Source organism: Pseudaminobacter soli (ex Li et al. 2025), from assembly GCF_003012705.1.
GTDB classification, from domain to species: domain Bacteria; phylum Pseudomonadota; class Alphaproteobacteria; order Rhizobiales; family Rhizobiaceae; genus Pseudaminobacter; species Pseudaminobacter soli.
Map to the genome: position 1 here is coordinate 337,391 of NZ_PXYL01000005.1, position 17,619 is coordinate 355,009.

General features: G+C 62.5%; 15 protein-coding genes. 4 read left to right on the top strand and 11 right to left on the bottom strand.

Annotated features, from left to right (window positions below):
* Positions 1–3: 3 nt before the first annotated feature.
* From C7I85_RS13180 to C7I85_RS13200, 5 genes are all read right to left on the bottom strand, one after another.
* Positions 4–843 carry a transporter substrate-binding domain-containing protein gene (locus C7I85_RS13180; protein WP_106724443.1) on the bottom strand — a complete coding sequence of 280 codons (840 nt, stop codon included), beginning with the start codon at positions 841–843 and terminating at the stop codon, positions 4–6.
* A gap of 174 nt (positions 844–1,017) precedes the next feature.
* Positions 1,018–2,418, bottom strand: coding sequence for an NAD(P)(+) transhydrogenase (Re/Si-specific) subunit beta (locus tag C7I85_RS13185; protein WP_106724444.1), 1,401 nt, complete (start codon positions 2,416–2,418; stop codon positions 1,018–1,020).
* A 1-nt stretch (position 2,419) separates the two neighbouring features.
* Positions 2,420–2,848: a proton-translocating transhydrogenase family protein gene (locus C7I85_RS13190; protein WP_106724445.1), complete on the bottom strand. Its 429-nt coding sequence runs from the start codon at positions 2,846–2,848 to the stop codon at positions 2,420–2,422.
* Entirely contained in the window at positions 2,848–4,119 is a 1,272-nt protein-coding gene (locus C7I85_RS13195; RefSeq protein ID WP_106724446.1) for a Re/Si-specific NAD(P)(+) transhydrogenase subunit alpha, read from the bottom strand. The genes C7I85_RS13190 and C7I85_RS13195 overlap by 1 nt, the downstream gene beginning before the upstream one ends.
* Positions 4,120–4,204: 85 nt before the next feature.
* The gene (locus C7I85_RS13200; protein ID WP_106724447.1) at positions 4,205–4,432 is read right to left on the bottom strand and encodes an aa3-type cytochrome c oxidase subunit IV; all 228 of its coding nucleotides are present in this window, start codon (positions 4,430–4,432) and stop codon (positions 4,205–4,207) included.
* 319 nt (positions 4,433–4,751) lie between these two features.
* On the opposite strand from C7I85_RS13200, the gene C7I85_RS13205 reads away from it, so the two are divergent.
* Complete coding sequence (locus C7I85_RS13205) at positions 4,752–5,423, top strand: hypothetical protein (RefSeq protein WP_106724448.1); 672 nt, start codon at positions 4,752–4,754, stop codon at positions 5,421–5,423.
* A gap of 15 nt (positions 5,424–5,438) precedes the next feature.
* On the opposite strand, the gene C7I85_RS13210 is transcribed toward C7I85_RS13205, so the two are convergent.
* The 6 genes from C7I85_RS13210 to C7I85_RS13235 form a co-directional block, all read right to left on the bottom strand.
* Complete coding sequence (locus C7I85_RS13210; RefSeq protein WP_106724449.1) at positions 5,439–5,588, bottom strand: DUF3096 domain-containing protein; 150 nt, start codon at positions 5,586–5,588, stop codon at positions 5,439–5,441.
* Between the two features lie 192 nt (positions 5,589–5,780).
* On the bottom strand, positions 5,781–6,557 hold the full coding sequence (locus C7I85_RS13215; protein WP_245444921.1) for an N-acyl amino acid synthase FeeM domain-containing protein: 777 nt from the start codon (positions 6,555–6,557) through the stop codon (positions 5,781–5,783).
* Between the two features lie 197 nt (positions 6,558–6,754).
* Positions 6,755–8,626 carry a putative bifunctional diguanylate cyclase/phosphodiesterase gene (locus C7I85_RS13220; protein WP_428832852.1) on the bottom strand — a complete coding sequence of 624 codons (1,872 nt, stop codon included), beginning with the start codon at positions 8,624–8,626 and terminating at the stop codon, positions 6,755–6,757.
* Between the two features lie 562 nt (positions 8,627–9,188).
* Positions 9,189–12,716 carry an indolepyruvate ferredoxin oxidoreductase family protein gene (locus C7I85_RS13225; RefSeq protein WP_106724451.1) on the bottom strand — a complete coding sequence of 1,176 codons (3,528 nt, stop codon included), beginning with the start codon at positions 12,714–12,716 and terminating at the stop codon, positions 9,189–9,191.
* A gap of 149 nt (positions 12,717–12,865) precedes the next feature.
* Positions 12,866–13,390: a hypothetical protein gene (locus C7I85_RS13230; RefSeq protein WP_106724452.1), complete on the bottom strand. Its 525-nt coding sequence runs from the start codon at positions 13,388–13,390 to the stop codon at positions 12,866–12,868.
* Positions 13,383–13,985, bottom strand: coding sequence for a CGNR zinc finger domain-containing protein (locus C7I85_RS13235; protein ID WP_106724453.1), 603 nt, complete (start codon positions 13,983–13,985; stop codon positions 13,383–13,385). Before C7I85_RS13235 ends, C7I85_RS13230 begins: the two co-directional genes overlap by 8 nt.
* Positions 13,986–14,079: 94 nt before the next feature.
* On the opposite strand from C7I85_RS13235, the gene C7I85_RS13240 reads away from it, so the two are divergent.
* The 3 genes from C7I85_RS13240 to C7I85_RS13250 all read left to right on the top strand — a co-directional run bounded on the left by C7I85_RS13240 (position 14,080) and on the right by C7I85_RS13250 (position 17,486).
* On the top strand, positions 14,080–14,997 hold the full coding sequence (locus C7I85_RS13240; protein WP_106724454.1) for a branched-chain amino acid ABC transporter permease: 918 nt from the start codon (positions 14,080–14,082) through the stop codon (positions 14,995–14,997).
* A 168-nt stretch (positions 14,998–15,165) separates the two neighbouring features.
* Positions 15,166–15,750: a TRAP transporter small permease subunit gene (locus C7I85_RS13245; protein ID WP_106724455.1), complete on the top strand. Its 585-nt coding sequence runs from the start codon at positions 15,166–15,168 to the stop codon at positions 15,748–15,750.
* On the top strand, positions 15,747–17,486 hold the full coding sequence (locus C7I85_RS13250; protein WP_106724456.1) for a TRAP transporter large permease: 1,740 nt from the start codon (positions 15,747–15,749) through the stop codon (positions 17,484–17,486). The genes C7I85_RS13245 and C7I85_RS13250 overlap by 4 nt, the downstream gene beginning before the upstream one ends.
* The last annotated feature ends 133 nt before the right edge of the window (positions 17,487–17,619 follow it).

The following is a 17,619-nucleotide window of genomic DNA, read 5'->3' on the forward strand; positions in this document are numbered from 1 at the left end:
AGATTACTGCTTGCTGGAGATGTCCTTGCCGACCCACTTCTCGGAGATCTTGGCCAGCGTGCCGTCGGCCTCCATGGCCGTGAAGATTTCCTTGATCTTGGCGTCCCATTCCGGATCGCCCTTGTCCACGGCAACCCAGATCGGCTCGGCATAGAGCGTGTCGCCCACGATCTTGAACTTGCCGCCGGATTTCTCGACGCGCTCCTTGGCGGTCAGATAGCCGCTGACGATCGCATCGAGACGCTTGCCGCTGCCGAGCGCCAGATCCTGGAACGCGGTATCCTCGGAATCGTAGGGCACGGCGGTCGCGTCGGCGAAGGGGAACTCCGGCTTCACCGGGTCCACGCCGGGGACGTCGATGACCAGCTGCCTTTCGATGTATTTCTCATAGGTCGTTCCGGCTTCGGCGCCGAGCTTCTTGCCGTTCAGGTCGGCGGCGGTCTTGATGTCGGTGTTGTCGCTGTTGACGACGATGACGGCCGGCGCGGCATAGTACTCGTTGGTGAAATCGAGCACTTCGGCGCGCTCCTTAGTCGGCGTCATCGAGCAGATGCAGATGTCCCAGCGGCCCTTCCAGTTGCCGGCGGTGATGATCGCCCAGGACGGCGTCTCGACCTTGAACTCGACGCCGAGGCGCTTGGCGAATTCCTTGGCCACGTCGATGTCGAAGCCGTCCATCTCGCCCTTGTCGTTCATGAAGGAGAACGGCGGATAGGCCTGGTCGGTTACTTCGAGGAGAACCTTGTTCTTCATCACGCGATCCAGCGTCTCGCCGGCCTGAGCCGAAGCGACACCCGCCATCACGCAGCCCAGTGCGGCTGCCGCTGCAACAATCCGTTTCATTGTTCGATTTCCCATTTTTGTGCTCATGGCCTGCGTTCCCGACGCTCGATACCGGTCTTGCGTGCCGGCTTGGCCAATTTCAACCATGTCTATCCAGACCCGGCAAGCTGTCAAATGCCGCCGCGCAAGAAAAAGGGGCCGGCTAAGCCGACCCCTTCAGGATTTCTCGATGCGTCAATGGTCCATTGCCTTGACGATTTCTTCGGTCATCTTCTTGGCGTCGCCAAGAAGCATCATCGTGCCGTCCTTATAGAACAGCGTATTGTCGATGCCGGCATAGCCGGAGCCGAGAGAGCGCTTGACGAACAGGCAGGTACGCGCCTTGTCGACGTCGAGGATCGGCATGCCGTAGATGGGCGAAGACTTGTCGTCGCGGGCCGACGGGTTGGTCACGTCGTTGGCGCCGATAACGTAAGCCACGTCGGCCTGCGCGAACTCCGAGTTGATGTCCTCGAGCTCGAACACTTCGTCGTAAGGCACGTTGGCTTCGGCCAGCAGCACGTTCATGTGGCCGGGCATGCGGCCGGCGACCGGGTGGATGGCGTATTTCACTTCGACGCCATTGGCCTTCAGCTTGTCGGCCATTTCGCGCAAGGCGTGCTGCGCCTGCGCCACCGCCATGCCGTAGCCCGGCACGATGATGACCTTCTGCGCATTCATCATCAGATAGGCCGCATCGTCGGCCGAGCCCTGCTTGACAGTGCGCTCGACGCCGTCGCCAGCGCCCACCGCAGCCGTCTCGCCGCCGAAGCCGCCGAGGATGACCGAGATGAAGGAGCGGTTCATGCCCTTGCACATGATGTAGGACAGGATCGCACCCGACGAGCCGACCAGCGCACCGGTGATGATCAGCGCCAGATTGCCCAGCGTGAAGCCAAGCGCTGCCGCAGCCCAACCCGAATAGGAGTTGAGCATCGACACCACCACCGGCATGTCGGCGCCGCCGATCGGGATGATGAGCAGCACGCCCAGCGCCAGCGAAAGCAACACGATCAGCCAGAACACGAAATGGCTCTGGGTCAGCACCAGCGTCACGATCAGGGCCACCAGCGCCGCGCCCAGCGCGATATTGATGAGGTGGCGCGCCGGCAGCATGATCGGCTTGCCCGACATGCGGCCATCGAGCTTCAGGAAAGCGATGACCGAACCGGTGAAGGTGATGGCGCCGATGGCGACGCCAAGGCTCATTTCCACCAGCGCCTGGCCGTGGATGGCACCGGCCGAACCGATGCCGAAGCTTTCGGGCGCATACATCGCAGCCGCGGCCACCATCACGGCGGCAAAGCCGACGAGGCTGTGGAAGGCAGCAACCAGCTGGGGCATCGCGGTCATGGCGATGCGCCTGGCCACCACCGCGCCCACGGAGCCACCGATGACAAGCCCGAGCACGATCAGGCCAAAGCCGCCGAACGAAGGAGTGGCTAGCGCCAGCGTGGTGGCGATGGCGATCGCCATGCCGATCATGCCGTAGATATTGCCCTGCCGGCTGGTCGTCGGATGCGACAGGCCGCGCAGCGCCAGGATGAACAGGATGCCGGAGACGAGATAGAGGAAGGAAGCGAAGTTGGCGTTCACGTCACTTTTCCTTCTTCTTGTACATGGCCAGCATGCGCTGGGTGACGAGGAAGCCGCCGAAGATGTTGACCGAAACCAGCATGAGAGCGACGAAGCCGAAGCCGGTGGCCAGGCCCGAGGCTGCGATGCCGACGGCCAGAAGCGCGCCCACCACGATCACCGAGGAGATCGCATTGGTCACCGCCATCAGCGGCGTGTGCAGCGCAGGCGTCACCGACCACACCACATAGTAGCCGACGAAGATTGCCAGCACGAAGATGGCGAAGCGGAAGACGAACGGATCGATCGCCCCGCCGGAAACCGCATGCGCGGCAGCGCCGGCTGCCTCCGCCGCGCCCTGTCCATGCACCAGATCCTGTACGCCGAGGCGCACCGCCGCGACCGCCTGGTCGAGCTGGTCGAGCGCCTGTTCGAGAGAGGTCTTTTCCATCACGCATCCCCCTTGGACTTCTTGACCGCAGGTTTTTTGGCCGCCGCCGGTTTCTTGGCAGCCGCCGGTTTGGCGACCTTAGGCTTTGCCGGCTCAGCCTTCTCCGGCTCGGCCTTCGCCGCAGGCTCGGCCACGACGACATTGGCAAATGCCGGATGTACGACCTTGCCACCGTCAGTCAGCATGGTGGCCTTGACCAGCTCGTCTTCGCGGTTGATCGCCAGCTGCTTTGTTCCCTTGTCGACCATGGTCTCAAGGAAGGCATAGAGGTTTTTGGCGTAGAGCAGCGAAGCCGATGCCGCGACACGGCCCGACACGTTGAGATGGCCGACGATCTTGACGCCATTGTCGGTAGTCACGACCTTGCCAGGAACTGCGCCCTCGACATTGCCGCCACGCTCGACGGCCAGATCGACCAGCACCGAACCCGGCTTCATCGAAGCGACCATCGCGGCCGAAACCAGCTTGGGAGCCGGCCGGCCGGGGATCAGCGCGGTGGTGATGACGATGTCCTGCTTGGCAATGTGCTCGGCCGTAAGCGTGGCCTGCTTTGCCTGGTATTCCTTGGACATTTCCTTGGCGTAGCCGCCGGCCGTTTCGGCCGCCTTGAACTCCTCGTCCTCGACGGCGAGGAATTTCGCACCTAGCGAAGCGACCTGCTCCTTGGCGGCAGGGCGAACGTCGGTGGCGGTGACGACAGCGCCTAGCCGGCGCGCGGTAGCGATGGCCTGCAGGCCGGCAACGCCGACGCCCATGATGAACACCTTGGCCGCGGGCACGGTGCCGGCCGCCGTCATCATCATCGGCAGCGCGCGGTCATATTCGGCCGCCGCATCGATCACCGCCTGATAGCCGGCGAGATTGGCCTGCGAGGACAGAACGTCCATCACCTGCGCCCGGGTGATGCGCGGCATGAATTCCATGGAGAAGGCGGTGATGCCGGCCTTGGCCATCGCGGCGACCGCCGCGTCGTTGCCATATGGATCCATGATGGCGATGACCGCCGCGCCGGATTTGTAGCCCTTGAGCTCGGCATCGGTCGGGCGGCGCACTTTCAGCACGACGTCGGCCTTGGCCGCGTCGGCGGTCTTGCCGATCTTTGCGCCGGCAGTGGTGAAATCGGCGTCGGTGATGCGCGAGCCGAGGCCAGCGGCGGCTTCGACGATCACGTCGAAGCCAAGGCCGGTCAGCCGTTTCACCGTTTCAGGAGATGCCGCAACGCGCGGCTCGGAAGGATCGATTTCCTTCGGAATAAAGATCGTCTGCGTCACGGCGCGGGCCCCCTCGGCTAAAACACCACCGGCGCGGCCCGGCACGGCGCCGGGCCCAGCGCCTCAAGACGAAAGACTGTGCTGCTTAGCGGAGGATGAAACCGCCGATGGCACAGATGACGATGAAGAGAACGGTCGCGGAGAAGAAGCCGGCAGTGGTGAAGAACCCGAAGGCCATCGCAATCATGAGAGCCACGCAGACGAGCGTGCCGTACTTGGCCATCGTCAGGAACGTGGCATAGGTGCGTTCATGTTCGTGATAGTCCATCTGGGCGCCCGTTTCGACCGGACCGGCAGGCGAATGGTCAGCCATAAAAAAACCTCCTAAAGCTGTTTCTGCGCACATACCGAAAAGCGGCGGCTAGGGCAATGGCCGTGATGTCGCTATGCCCCGCCGAGGACGGGTCTGGCGGATAAATTCGCTCGGACGCGACGCCGGTCAGCTCGTTTCGATGCCGAAGGCAGGAAAACCGGCAAATATTGCGTGTGTTATCTACAACATCCAAAGCGGGAATGCAGCGGCTCGCGCATTCGTGTTTTGGCCGGCCAGCTCAAGCTGCTAGACCTCCTGAAAATCTCACCAATCGGCTCCTGCCCTCCCCGAAGGAAGCGTGTGGCCACCTGGAACGAGCATGACGCATTCGAAGCTTCGCACCCTGGCGAGCGCCATGTGCCTCGCCTCCGCCACCCTGCCGCTCGCGCAAGCGGCGCAGGCATCCGACACGCCCTTGATCTGGACGCCGAGCCAGACATCGGACTCATCCTATGCCATGCGCATGGGCAGCCATCTGCCGACGGAGCTGGAGGCCAGCGCCGGCGCGGAGATCAGCTTCACTGGCTTTCAGAGCGATCTCGCTCCCGCCCGCACGGCGAACCCGGTGAAATTCTGGAGTTCGGTGAGACTGCCATCAAACAGGAAAGACGGCGGCGACGCGCAGATCGAGGTCAGGCTGAACGGCCTCACCGGCCGGCGGTCCGTCTGGCTGAGCAAGTCACTCTCGCTGGACCTGACGCCCGATCTGGCGGCGCAGATCGAAGACCTCTACAGCCTCGACTACGACCGCACCGCCAGCGACCGCCGCGTCGACGCCCGCGCCAGCAAGACCATCCGTGTCCTTTCCAAGACCAAGGGAACAGCGCTGTTCGCGCGCAGCACCCGCTCGACCAGGGACCAGGAATGGCAGGCGAGCGTCGGCGTCGAACAGAAGGTGATGCGTGGCGTCAATCTCAGCGCCAATATCGACAACCTTGCCGCCCAGCGCCCCAGCGGCACCCTGCGCGCCAGCTACGCGCAGCGGTGGTAAGCCCTTCATAGCGGGCTATCCGGCCAAATGCGGAAACAGGCCGACGAGGCCGATGACGATGAGATAGATGGCAACGATATAGTTGAGCAGCCGCGGCATCACCAAAATGAGGATGCCGGCGATCAGCGAAACAAGTGGCGTTATGGCCAAAGACGAAATGGTCATCTGGTTTCCCTCTTCACGGACGCCGGCCAAGGCCGGCGTCGCAACGTCCGAACCGAAGGGTGCAAAAGCGCTAGTGGCAAACTTGCGTCCCCGGACCAAAACGTCGAAGCGGCGAAAGAGTTCACCACAACGCTGATTTCGCTGGGAGTAACTTAGCCGGCGGCATAGCTCGCGCCACGCCGCCCCCCGCCCTTAGGCGGCGTCGCTGAGATATTTTGCCGTGGGCAGGATCGTCAGCGGGGCCACTTCGCCCTTTCCCGGTTTCTGGAAGAGCATCCGCTGTTCCAACGCCGTCGATTTAAAGAACGGAAAGCGCGTGAACGAACGTTCGCGGATCGCGCTTACATCCGCTCGATAAAGCACGACCTGATAGTTCAGCCCCGGATAATCCCGCATCTCGCCGATCTGCTCGGAACAATAGATGCGCTTGTAAAAGCCTGCATGCTCTTCCCGGATCGTCGACAGGCAATACGGGGCTTTGAAGTGGAAGCACGCCATGCCTGCAAGGCGCAGGGTGAGATAAGGTATCTGAGGATAGACGCGAGACCAGTCCGGATCGGCTGCAAAGCGGCTCGGATCGATGAAGCTCGCCCCCTTCGCCAACATCGGCCGAAGGATATCGCCATAAACCATGGTCGACGGCGATTCCGGCGTCTCCGCGGTAACATGATGGATGCGGAGCGTGCTGACCAGCGTACCGTCAATGTAGATGCCGAACTTGTAGCAATTCGGAGTCTCGTCGAGAGCGTCATGGATCGTATGGTCGCTGTTTTCCGAGACCATATCGCTCAACCTATAGGACTTGTATCGCAACCTATAGGCGTCCTCCAGATCTTCGCCCGTATCGCAACGGCGATATTCCGTCCGCTCCAGAAGGGCCGACACATTGCGCGCAAAAGCTGAAATTTCCGCGCCAACAGACTGGCCAGAGCCGGCACTCGTGCCAGCGTTCGCCGCATAATCAGTCATGATTTCCCCGTAATACCCCGCACTGCGCGAAGGGTACTCGCGGCTCCCTATATGTAAAGGTAAAAATGGAAAACTTATTGTTTACCAAGCGTTAAGGTTAATAGCTTTGGTAAAGGAGCAAGCGCCCGAACGCACGATGCGCCCTCCATATGGGCCGCGCACCGATTCCCGACGGTCGGCGCTAAAGCCCGAACCAATCAGCCGCGCGCGCTGTTCTTCATGTCGCTGGCGAAGGGCCAGATCGTGCTCGACATCGTCTCGATGCCAGAGGCGCTAAGCGCCGAGCCAAAGAGGAAACCCTGCAAGAGATCGGGCTTGACGATCAAAGCGAGCGTCTTGAGCTGCTCGAAGGTCTCGACCCCTTCGACCGTGACGGCCAGCCCCAGAGGGCGCGAGAGGTCTACGATTCCCTTGAGCAGTTCCAGCGAGCGCTTGTTGCGCGTCACGTCGATGAGGAAGCTGCGGTCGATCTTGATCTTGTCGAGCGGCAGCTTGTGCAGATAGCTGAGGCTCGAATAGCCAGTACCGAAATCGTCCAGCGCGATCCGCACGCCAAGCTGCTTGATCTCTTCGATGTACGCCCGCGTATGCGACTTGTCGTCGAGGAGCACGGTTTCGGTGACCTCGATTTCCAGTCGATGCGGCGCCAGACCTGCCGTTGCCAACGCCGCGGCAACCTTCTCGACCACTTCGCGGGAGCGGAAATCCTTGGCCGAGAGATTGACCGATACACCGATCTGCTCCGGCCACTTCATGCATTCCTGACAGGCAGCATGCAGCACGAAGGTGCTGATCTCGGAGATGATGCCCATTTCCTCGGCAAGCGGGATGAACACGGCCGGCGAGATGGGACCGAGGTCCGGATGATCCCAGCGGCACAGCGCCTCGCAACTGGCGATGCGCATCGTTTCCATCGCCACGATCGGCTGGAACACCACGCGCAGGCCCTTGGCTTCGACGGTGCTACGCAAATCGGCTTTCAGGAGCTGCTTGTCGCGGAAAGCCGCATCCATGGACAGCTCGAACAGCCGCCAGCCGTTCTTGCCAAGCTCCTTGGCCTTGTACATGGCCAGGTCCGCCTTGACGATCATGGAATCGACATCGCCATCCGCGACCCGCGAAAGCACGGCTCCACCGCTGGCTTGAATACGCAGCACGTGGCCGGCCACATCGACGTCGCCCTGCAGTTCGGCGAAAATTGTGTCGAGCATGGTACCCAGATGGTTCGGGTCTTCGACACGGTTGAAGAAGATCATGAATTCGTCGCCGCCGAAACGGCTGACCTTGATGTTCTCGTTGGCGACCGTCGCGAGTCGCTCAGCCACTGCATAGATGAGTCCGTCGCCGACCGGATGCCCGAGCGTGTCGTTGACGCTCTTGAAATCGTCGAGATCCAAAACCGCGAGCGCGCAAAGACGCTCATTGTCACCGGCCGCCATCAACTCGGCGACGATCTCGTGGAAATAAGCGCGATTCGGCAGGTCGGTCAGGCTGTCGTAGCGAGCCATGGTGCGGATTTTTTCTTCCGCCTCGACGCGTTGAGTAACATCCTCAAAGGTGATGACGCCGAGTTCCTGATCGCCTTCACGCGCCGAGAATTCGTAATGCTGGCCGTTCGTAAATGAAACCAGGACCTTGCGGTCCCGCCCCTCGCGAAGCGCCCGCGTCAGCTGGGCCTCAACGTATCGGCAGTCGCTCGGCGCCAGCATGCCCCCCGCCACGCCGCGCTTAAGTAGCGAATGGATCGATCGTCCTAGTAGTACATCCGGCGATTTGACCGACATGAGGTGTGCGGCCTCGGCATTCGCCACAAGGACCTTACCATCCGGCCCGAGCATCATGAGGCCATGCGACATTGTGTTGAGGGCGCGATTGAAGCGCTGGGCAAGGCGATTTGCCTTCTTCTCCTCCGACAGGGCGGTGAACAATACATCGCGAACCATGTCGGCAAAGCGCCTGATGGCAAACAGGAAGGGAATGGAAAGAAGCCCCAGCAGGATGTGATAGACATCCCCACGCAAAATAAATCCCAACGAAATCGGCCAAGTAAGCGTCATGATGAAGATCATGACCATCCTCGGAGACCCGTAATTTCGGCCAGCTATCGAAGTAGCCGACGCCAGAGTCACGCAAACCGACGCGATCTCGGCAAAATTGTCATGGGCGAAGTAAATACCCAGGAAGCAAAACGACCCGAGAAGGGATCCATGCAGCGACGCGTAAAAAATATAATCATTCTCGCGGCGACGCGCTTCGCTATAGTCCTTTGGGCTCGGTAGCTTTCTATATTTCTTGATATGCCTGAGACGAAGAACTGCCAGCAGGCCCATGGCGCCAGCAAGTGCGAGATATATTGAATCTTCTGTCTTCCAGTATACCAGGCAGATCAGTAGTATCTGCGCAGAAAAGCCGACCGCTAGTGTCAAGCCGTCGCGGAACAGCGTTTCCACGAACGGAATGTACAGATCGACCGGAATGTCACTTTTCTTCGCCGTTGCCACGCCTGCAACCCACGTTGGGACCCTAGCAATACTGCAGCCGCCTTAAAAAAGGCTTATGGCCAAACACGCAAAGAAACGCGTAGAAAACAACACTTTAGCACAGCCTACGGCCGAAGATGGCGCCCCCGGCTCATTCGGCGGCCTGCAACGCGGCAGCCGTCGGAGCGGTAAAGCGCTCGACCAAACGCGTCCTTTCGCCTTTCGCCTTGGCAGCGTTCGCCTGCTTGACGTGGCCATAGCCGCGGATGAGCGCCGGCACCGACGCCAGGGCTGTCGCCGCCTCGATCTTCACCGCCGAAAGCGAGCCTCCGATCAGGTCGAGATCAGCTTCGTATTGGACCAGCAGTTCGCGTTCCATGCGTCGCTCGGCGGTGTAGCCGAACACGTCGAAGGCCGTGCCGCGCAGGCCCTTGAGAGCCGCAAGAACACCAAAAGCTTTCATCATCCACGGGCCGAAGCTCGATTTGCGCGGCTTGCCGTCGGCGTCGCGGCGACCGAGGATCGGCGGCGCCAGGTGAAACTCCAGCCGCTCATAGCTCCCGAACTGCGCCGCAAGCTGGCGCGCGAAGGAGCCGTCGGTGTAAAGCCGCGCGACCTCGTATTCGTCCTTGATCGCCATCAGCTTGAACAGGTTTTTCGCCGCAGCCTCAGTCACGACGGTGGAACCGGGCGAGGCCTTTGCTTCAGCCGCGCGCAGCGCCTCGATGCGCTGGCGATAGCGCTCGGCGTAAGTCCCGTTCTCATAGGCGGTCAGGAACTCGACGCGGCGGGCGATGATCTCGTCAAGCGTCTGCGCCGGCGCCGTCTCGCCAGCAGACCGGCCGGGCTGGGCAATCAACCCACGCACGAATTCCGGCTCATGCGCAGCACGCCGTCCCCAGCGGAAGGCGGCGACATTCATGGCCACCGCCTGGCCGTTGAGCTCTATTGCCTTCTCGATCGCCTCGGCCGAAAGCGGCAGCCCGCCATGCTGATAGGCAAAGCCAAGCATGAACATGTTGGCACCGAGCGAATTGCCGAACAGCGCGGTTGCCGTGCGCGTGGCATCGAAGAAGTGCGAGCGCTCGTCGCCCGCCGCGTCGCGGATAGCCTTCTTCAGTCGCTCGGTGGGGAGCGAGAAATCGGCCGAACGCGCGAACTCGCCGGGCATCACTTCTGCCGTGTTGGCGACGAAGATGGTGTGCCCCTCGCGCACTGCGGCCAGCACCTTCTGGGCGCCGGAAACGACGAGGTCGCAGCCCAGAATGAGATCGGCCTTGCCGGCCGAGACGCGAATGGCGTGGATGTCCTCCGGCGTCGCGGCAATGCGCACATGGGTGAATACCGAGCCACCCTTTTGCGCCAGGCCCGCCATGTCGATGAGGCCGCAGCCCTTGCCTTCCAGATGCGCTGCCATGCCGAGGATGGCACCGACGGTCACCACGCCGGTGCCGCCGACGCCATCGATGATCGACGACCAGCCGTAGCCGAGCGCGAACGGCTTTGGCTCCGGCACGCCGGCCAGCGGGTCGGATTTTCCGGCAATGCCTTCCGCCTTGCGGATCTTGGCACCATGCACCGTCACGAAGGACGGACAAAAGCCGTTGACGCAGGAAAAGTCCTTGTTGCAGCTCGACTGGTCGATCTTGCGCTTGCGACCGAACTCGGTCTCCACCGGCTGGATCGACACGCAGTTCGATTGCACGCCGCAATCGCCGCAGCCCTCGCAGACCAGCTCGTTGATGAAGACACGCTTGTCCGGATCGGGGAACGTGCCCCGCTTGCGGCGGCGGCGTTTTTCGGCCGCGCAGGTCTGGTCGTAGAGCAGGATCGACACGCCCTTGACCTCGCGCAGCTCGCGCTGCACCCGGTCGAGCTCGTCGCGGTGATGGATCGTGACGCCTGCCGGAAACTCGACGTGGCCGGCATATTTGCCCGGCTCGTCAGTCACCACGGCGATGCGATCGATGCCCTCGGCGCGCACCTGCCGCGCGATCATATCGACGGTCAGCCCACCTTCATGCGGCTGGCCGCCGGTCATCGCCACGGCGTCGTTGTAGAGGATCTTGTAGGTGATGTTGGTGCCGGCGGCGATCGCAAAGCGGATCGCCAGCGTGCCGGAGTGATTGTAGGTGCCGTCGCCGAGATTCTGGAAGATGTGGTCGCGCTTGGAGAACGGCGCCTGCCCGATCCATTGCACGCCCTCCCCGCCCATTGCGGTAAAGCCGATCGTCGAGCGGTCCATCCACAGCGCCATGAAGTGGCAGCCGATGCCTGCGGCGGCGATCGAGCCTTCCGGCACCTTGGTCGAGGTATTGTGCGGACAGCCCGAGCAGAAGAAGGGCGTGCGCGCGCCCACGTCCTTGGTATCGGCCAGCATCGCCTGGAACTGGCGCAGCCGGCTGACATGGGCCGAAATTTCCTCCGAGGGGCCGATCACTTTCAGGATGCGCTCGCCCAGCGCAATGGCGATGTCGTTGGGGTCGAGCGCGCCCTTGGCCGGGAACAGCCAGCTTCCGCGCTCGTCCTTCTTGCCGATGACGATGGGCTGCGTGGCCGTATTGTAGAGGTTTTCGCGCACCTGCACTTCGATGAGGGAGCGCTTTTCCTCCACCACGATGACCGTTTCCAGCCCGCGCACGAATTCGGCAATGTGCTCCAGATCGAGCGGCCAGGGGGCGCCGACCTTGAACAGGCGCACGCCGAGTTGGTTGGCGCGCCGCTCGTCTATGCCGAGATCGTCCAGCGCCTGGCGCACGTCGAGATAGCTCTTGCCCACGGTGATGATGCCGAGCTTGGCCTTCGAGCCGCCGGAATAGACGATGCGGTTGAGCTTGTTGGCGAGGATGAAGGCGCTGGCCGCCGCGCGCTTATATTCGTGCAGGCGCGCTTCCTGGCCAAGCTGGTCGAGCTCGTTGCGGATGTTGAGCCCGCCGGGCGGCATGTCGAATTCCGGCAGCACGATGTTCAGCCGGTCGAGCGAGGCGTCCACCGAAGCCGTCGATTCGATGTTGTCCTTCACGCATTTGATCGCCGTCCACGTGCCGGAAAAGCGCGACATGGCATAGCCATAGAGGCCGTAGTCGATCAGTTCCTGAACGCCCGCCGGGTTCAGGATCGGCATCATCGTGTCGACGAACAGGAATTCCGTGGCATGCGCATTGGTCGAGGATTCGGCCATGTGGTCGTCACCCATCAGGGCGAGCGCGCCGCCATATTTCGATGAGCCGGCGAGATTGGCGTGGCGGAACACGTCGCCCGAGCGATCGACGCCCGGCCCCTTTCCGTACCAGAGCGTGAAGACGCCGTCATACTTGCCTTCGCCGAGAATCTCCGCCTGCTGCGAGCCCCAGCAAGCCGTCGCGGCCAGCTCCTCGTTCAGGCCCGGCTCGAAGACGACGTTCGATTGCTTGAGCTGCGCCTTGGCCTTCCAGAGCTGCAGATCGAGCCCGCCCAGCGGCGAGCCGCGATAGCCGGAAACGAAGCCGGCAGTATTGAGCCCGGCCAGCCGGTCGCGCTCGCGCTGCATCAAAAGCATGCGCACCACGGCCTGCGCGCCCGACAGGAAGACGCGTTCCTTGCCGAGGTCGAATTTGTCGTCGAGGGCAACGTCGTGCAGCGTCATCGGGGCATTCCTCTGCGACCGGGCGACTCGCAACCGCAGCGATCGAAACAGCATGGTTACTGTTTCTTTACTTGATGGTCAGGTCAAACGAAAAGCGTCACCGTTCACGGAGAGCAAGAACCACAGCCGCAGATTGACTGGACAAGCGCGCGAAACGCGCAGTTCTCGGGTCAGGAATTTCCCCAGCTTTCTGAAACCGCCGCTCAGCTGCCGGCCGGGCAGGAAACGCCGCGCCCGCCTGGCAGCCGGCCGTCGGGATGCCCCGCCAGTTCCGGGTTCGGATCGTAGCCGGGCCCGACCGTCAGAGGTCGGTCCGGCAACACGTTCTCGTCCTGCGACGACACCATGGTCGTCTCGATATCCTGCAGCACGCCTCCGCCAGCCTTCTCGATGCGGATCGAAACCTTGTAGGGATGATCCTTCACGACGCATTCGAGCGGCGGGCTTTGAATCGTCACCTTCTGATTGTTGGGAAACAGCTTTTGGCTCACCACCAGCGGCTCGCCGCCGGCCGGGTTCTCGAATGTGGTGACGGCCATCATCCCCTCGGCGATGGGCTGGAGAGGGTTCAGCGTCATCACATAGGTCACTGTCGAGACGCGGTAGTTGAACACCACCAGCCGCCCGGAAAGCTCGAACAGCTTGCCGGTGTCGCGGCAAGCGCCGAGCAGCAGCGGCGCCGCAAGCAGGGCGGCCAGAAACGGGCGCATATGCGTAGCGTTAGACATAGGAAACCTCCTCCCTTTGCCTGCGATAGTGGCGTTTGGCCTTCTGGCGGTTGCCGCACACGGCCATGTCGCACCACAGGCGGCTCGAGTTGCGGCTGCGATCGATGAACAGCCAGCGGCAGTTCGGGCAGATCCTGAGCCGACGCAGATTGTCGGCCGTCATCAGCGACAGCGCCGAAACGGCCAGCGCCACCTCCAACGCCAGCGGCTTGCCGGGATCGCCGAAAGGCTTTTCCGGCGCCCCGAAATGCTCGTCGTGGCCGGCAAGCCCGTCGCCGCAGGCGCGCAGGAACTCCGGCACATCCACCGTCGCCACCCCGCCTTGCCGGACAGCGTTGCGAAACAGCCGGTCGGTCGTCTCGCGGATGGCGAGCACGGTGGGGAGGATTGCCTCCGCGTCGCTGACGGCAAGCTGCCGCGCGCCGAGCTCTGCCGCGCGAAAACGCGTGGCGGCAGCAGCAAAGCGCGGCAGCTCGGCTGCGTACTCGAAACGGTCGAAGGAGCGCTCCGGATCGCCGCGCAGGACAACCGTATTGGCGGCATCGAGCGCCAACACGCCACCGGAAAAACGATGCTGGGTCCAAGAAACAGTCATAGGCCAAATCTAACCAGTAAATTGCCTTTGACAAGTTAGAACTTTGGACGCAACTTCATTTCATGCACATCGCTGCGCGGCGGATGAACGAGGCATGCTTTATTTCTTCCAGCAGTTCCTCAACGGCCTGCACATAGGCGCGATCTATGCGCTGCTTGCCTTCGGCTATGTGCTGATCAACGGCGTGCTGCACCGGACCAACCTGGCCCATGGCGCGATCTTCGCCTTCAGCGGCCAGACCATGATCCTCATCGCGGTATTCGGCTGGCAGGTGCTGTGGATGACGCTGCCGATGACGCTTGCCGTCGCCATAACCGCGACCTTCGGCTATGCGGCGCTCACCGGCATCGTGCTGTCGCGCAATGTATTCGAGCCGCTGGCGAAAAGCTCGCCCAATGCCATCGTCGTCGCCACGCTCGGCGTGTTGCTGTTCCTGACCGAGCTTGCCCGCATCTCGGCCCAGACGCATGATTTCTGGCTGCCGCCTATGCTCGCCACCCCGGTCGTCTTCGCCGAGGGCGACGGCTACAAGGTCACGCTCACCGTCATGCAGTTGCTGAACTGCGCCCTGATAGTCGCGGCGCTGGCGGCGTCGGGCCTGGCGGTGGCGCGTACGCGCTTCGGCCGCGACTTGCGCGCCGTGTCCGACGATCCGGCCGCCGCAGCCATGTGCGGCATCGACACGAGCCTCGTCTTTCGCGGCGCGGTCTTGCTCGGAACGCTGTGCGCGGCGCTCGCCGGCATCCTCGCCGCGCTCTACTTCGGCAATATCGGCTTCGGCAGCGGCTTGGTGTTCGGCCTGAAAATCCTGTTCGTCACCGCCGTCGGCAGCTATCGCTCCCCCATCCAGGCGGCGGCCGGCGCCGCCTGCTTCGGCATAGCCGAGTCCCTCTGGAGCGGCTATTTCCCCATCGAATGGCGTGAAGGGTGGATATTCCTGTTCCTGGTGGTGATGCTGGTGCTGCGGTTCGGCGGACAGGAAACGCAGCAATCCTACCGCCAGAGCCTCTAAGACTTTCGTTGCAGACGAAAACCGGGAACGGCGGATTCCCGGCCATGCTGGCACAACTCAATCGGCAGCTGTGCCATAGCGTTGTTGACGCATTGCCACCGGCCATTTTACCCATGCGGAAAGGGCGCCGTCGGGAGGGAACAAACGGCACCACCGGGGAGGAACCGCATGGCAGGGCTACTTGCTCTTTCCAGATGCATAGATCGTGTCAATGAATTCATCGGCCGATCGGTCGCCTGGCTCATCCTGCTGGCCGTACTGATCAGCGCCGGCAACGCCGTCGTCCGCAAGACTTTCAACATCTCGTCCAACGCCTGGTTGGAACTGCAATGGTACCTGTTCGGCGCAGCCTTTCTGCTCGCCTCCGCCTATACGCTCAAGCAGAACGAGCACATCCGCATCGACGTCGTCTACGGCATGTTCTCGCGCCGGGTGCAGCACTGGATCGACCTGCTCGGGCATATCTTCTTCCTGATGCCCTTCACCATCCTGATGATCTGCTATTTTGTGCCCTATGTGAGCCTCTCGGTCCGCTCGGGCGAAATGTCCTCCAGTGCCGGCGGCCTGATCCTCTGGCCGGCCAAGGCGCTGCTGCTCATCGGCTTCGTGCAGCTCGGTTTCCAGGGCGTCTCCGAGATCATTAAGAAGATCGCGGTGATGCGCGGCGACATCGACGATCCGAACCCGTTCGTTTCGGCGCATGAACAGGCCGAGCTCGAAGGCAAGGCGCTTGCGGACGAGGTGCGCTCATGATGCATCTCATCGCCGAGAACATGGCGCCGATCATGTTCTGCTCGCTCATCGTCTTTCTGCTGCTGGGCTATCCCGTCGCATTCTCGCTGGCCGCCAACGGCCTGTTTTTCTTCTTCATCGGCGTGGAGCTCGCCCCCTTTTCGGGCAACAGCATCAACCTGTCCTGGCCCCTGCTCTACGCCATGCCCGAGCGGCTTTGGGGCGTGTTGTCCAACGAAACATTGCTGGCCATCCCGTTCTTCACCTTCATGGGCATCGTGCTGGAGCGGTCCGGCATGGCGGAGGACCTGCTCGACACGATCGGCCAGTTGTTCGGCCCGATCCGCGGCGGCCTGGCCTATGCAGTGATCTTCGTCGGCGCGCTTCTGGCCGCAACGACCGGCGTGGTGGCCGCGTCCGTCATCGCCATGGGGCTGATCTCGCTGCCGATCATGCTGCGCTATGGCTATGACCGCCGGCTTGCCTCCGGCGTCATCGCGGCATCCGGCACACTGGCGCAGATCATCCCGCCCTCGCTGGTCCTGATCGTGCTGGCCGACCAGCTCGGCCGCTCGGTGGGCGACATGTACAAGGGCGCGATGATACCGGGCCTGGTGCTGACCGGCATCTACATCTGCTACATCGCAGTCATGTCGATCATCCGGCCCAGGTCGATGCCGGCGCTTCCGCCTGAAGCCCGCACGCTCGGCCACGGCGTCACATCGCTTGCCGTCGCGCTGGTCGTGGCCGTCGCGGTAGCCTACACGGCCCATGTCCTGCTGACACCCAGCGTCGGCGTGGACGCGGATATCTGGGGCGCCGTGGTCGGCATCGTCATCATCTACGCGGCTGCGATCATCGATCGGGCGATGAACCTCAACATGATGTCGCGGCTCGCCCAGCAGGTCATCATCGTGCTGATCCCGCCGCTGGCGCTGATCTTCCTGGTGCTGGGCACCATCTTCCTCGGCATCGCGACGCCGACGGAGGGTGGCGCGATGGGTGCCGTCGGCGCGCTCATCATGGCTGCGGGCAAGAAACGCCTCACGCTCGACATCACTCGCCAGGCGCTTGCCTCGACCACCCGGCTGTCGTCCTTCGTCATCTTCATCCTGATCGGCGCGCGTGTCTTCTCGCTCACCTTCTACGGCGTCAACGGCCATCTCTGGGTCGAGCACCTGCTGACGTCGCTGCCGGGCGGCGAGGTCGGCTTCCTCGTCGCCGTCAACATTCTGGTCTTCTTCCTCGCCTTCTTCCTGGATTTCTTCGAGCTGGCCTTCATCATCGTGCCGCTGCTCGCACCGACGGCCGACAAGCTTGGCATCGACCTGATCTGGTTCGGCGTGCTGCTCGGCGTCAACATGCAGACGAGCTTCATGCATCCGCCCTTCGGCTTCGCGCTCTTCTACCTGCGCTCGGTGGCGGCGCGCGTGCCCTATCTCGACAAGATCACCGGCAGACGCATGGAGCCGGTCACCACGGGCCAGATATATTGGGGCGCGGTTCCCTTCGTGGGCATTCAGGTTCTTATGGTCGCCCTGGTCATCAGCTTCCCGCAGATGGTCATGCACTACAAGGGGCCGACGATTAACCCGGACGACGTCAAGATCGAGATGCCGGCCTTGCCCGGCCTTGGCGGAGGCGGCCTCGGCTTGCCGCTCGGCGCGCCCGGAGAGGGCACTGCACCCGGGTTGGCGCCGCTCATCGACCCGCCCGCACCGAGCAGCGACCTCTCAAAGCCGCCAAGCTTCAACTAACCTCATAAAAAAGATCGGATGATTGGGGCTCCCGTGGCGCTCCCGCTGCGGGGGTGACAGGATTTCAATCTGCGGGCAGGCTCCTCAAGCTTAACTGGTCAAGGAGCCATGCCCATGGATCTGTTCGTCGGTC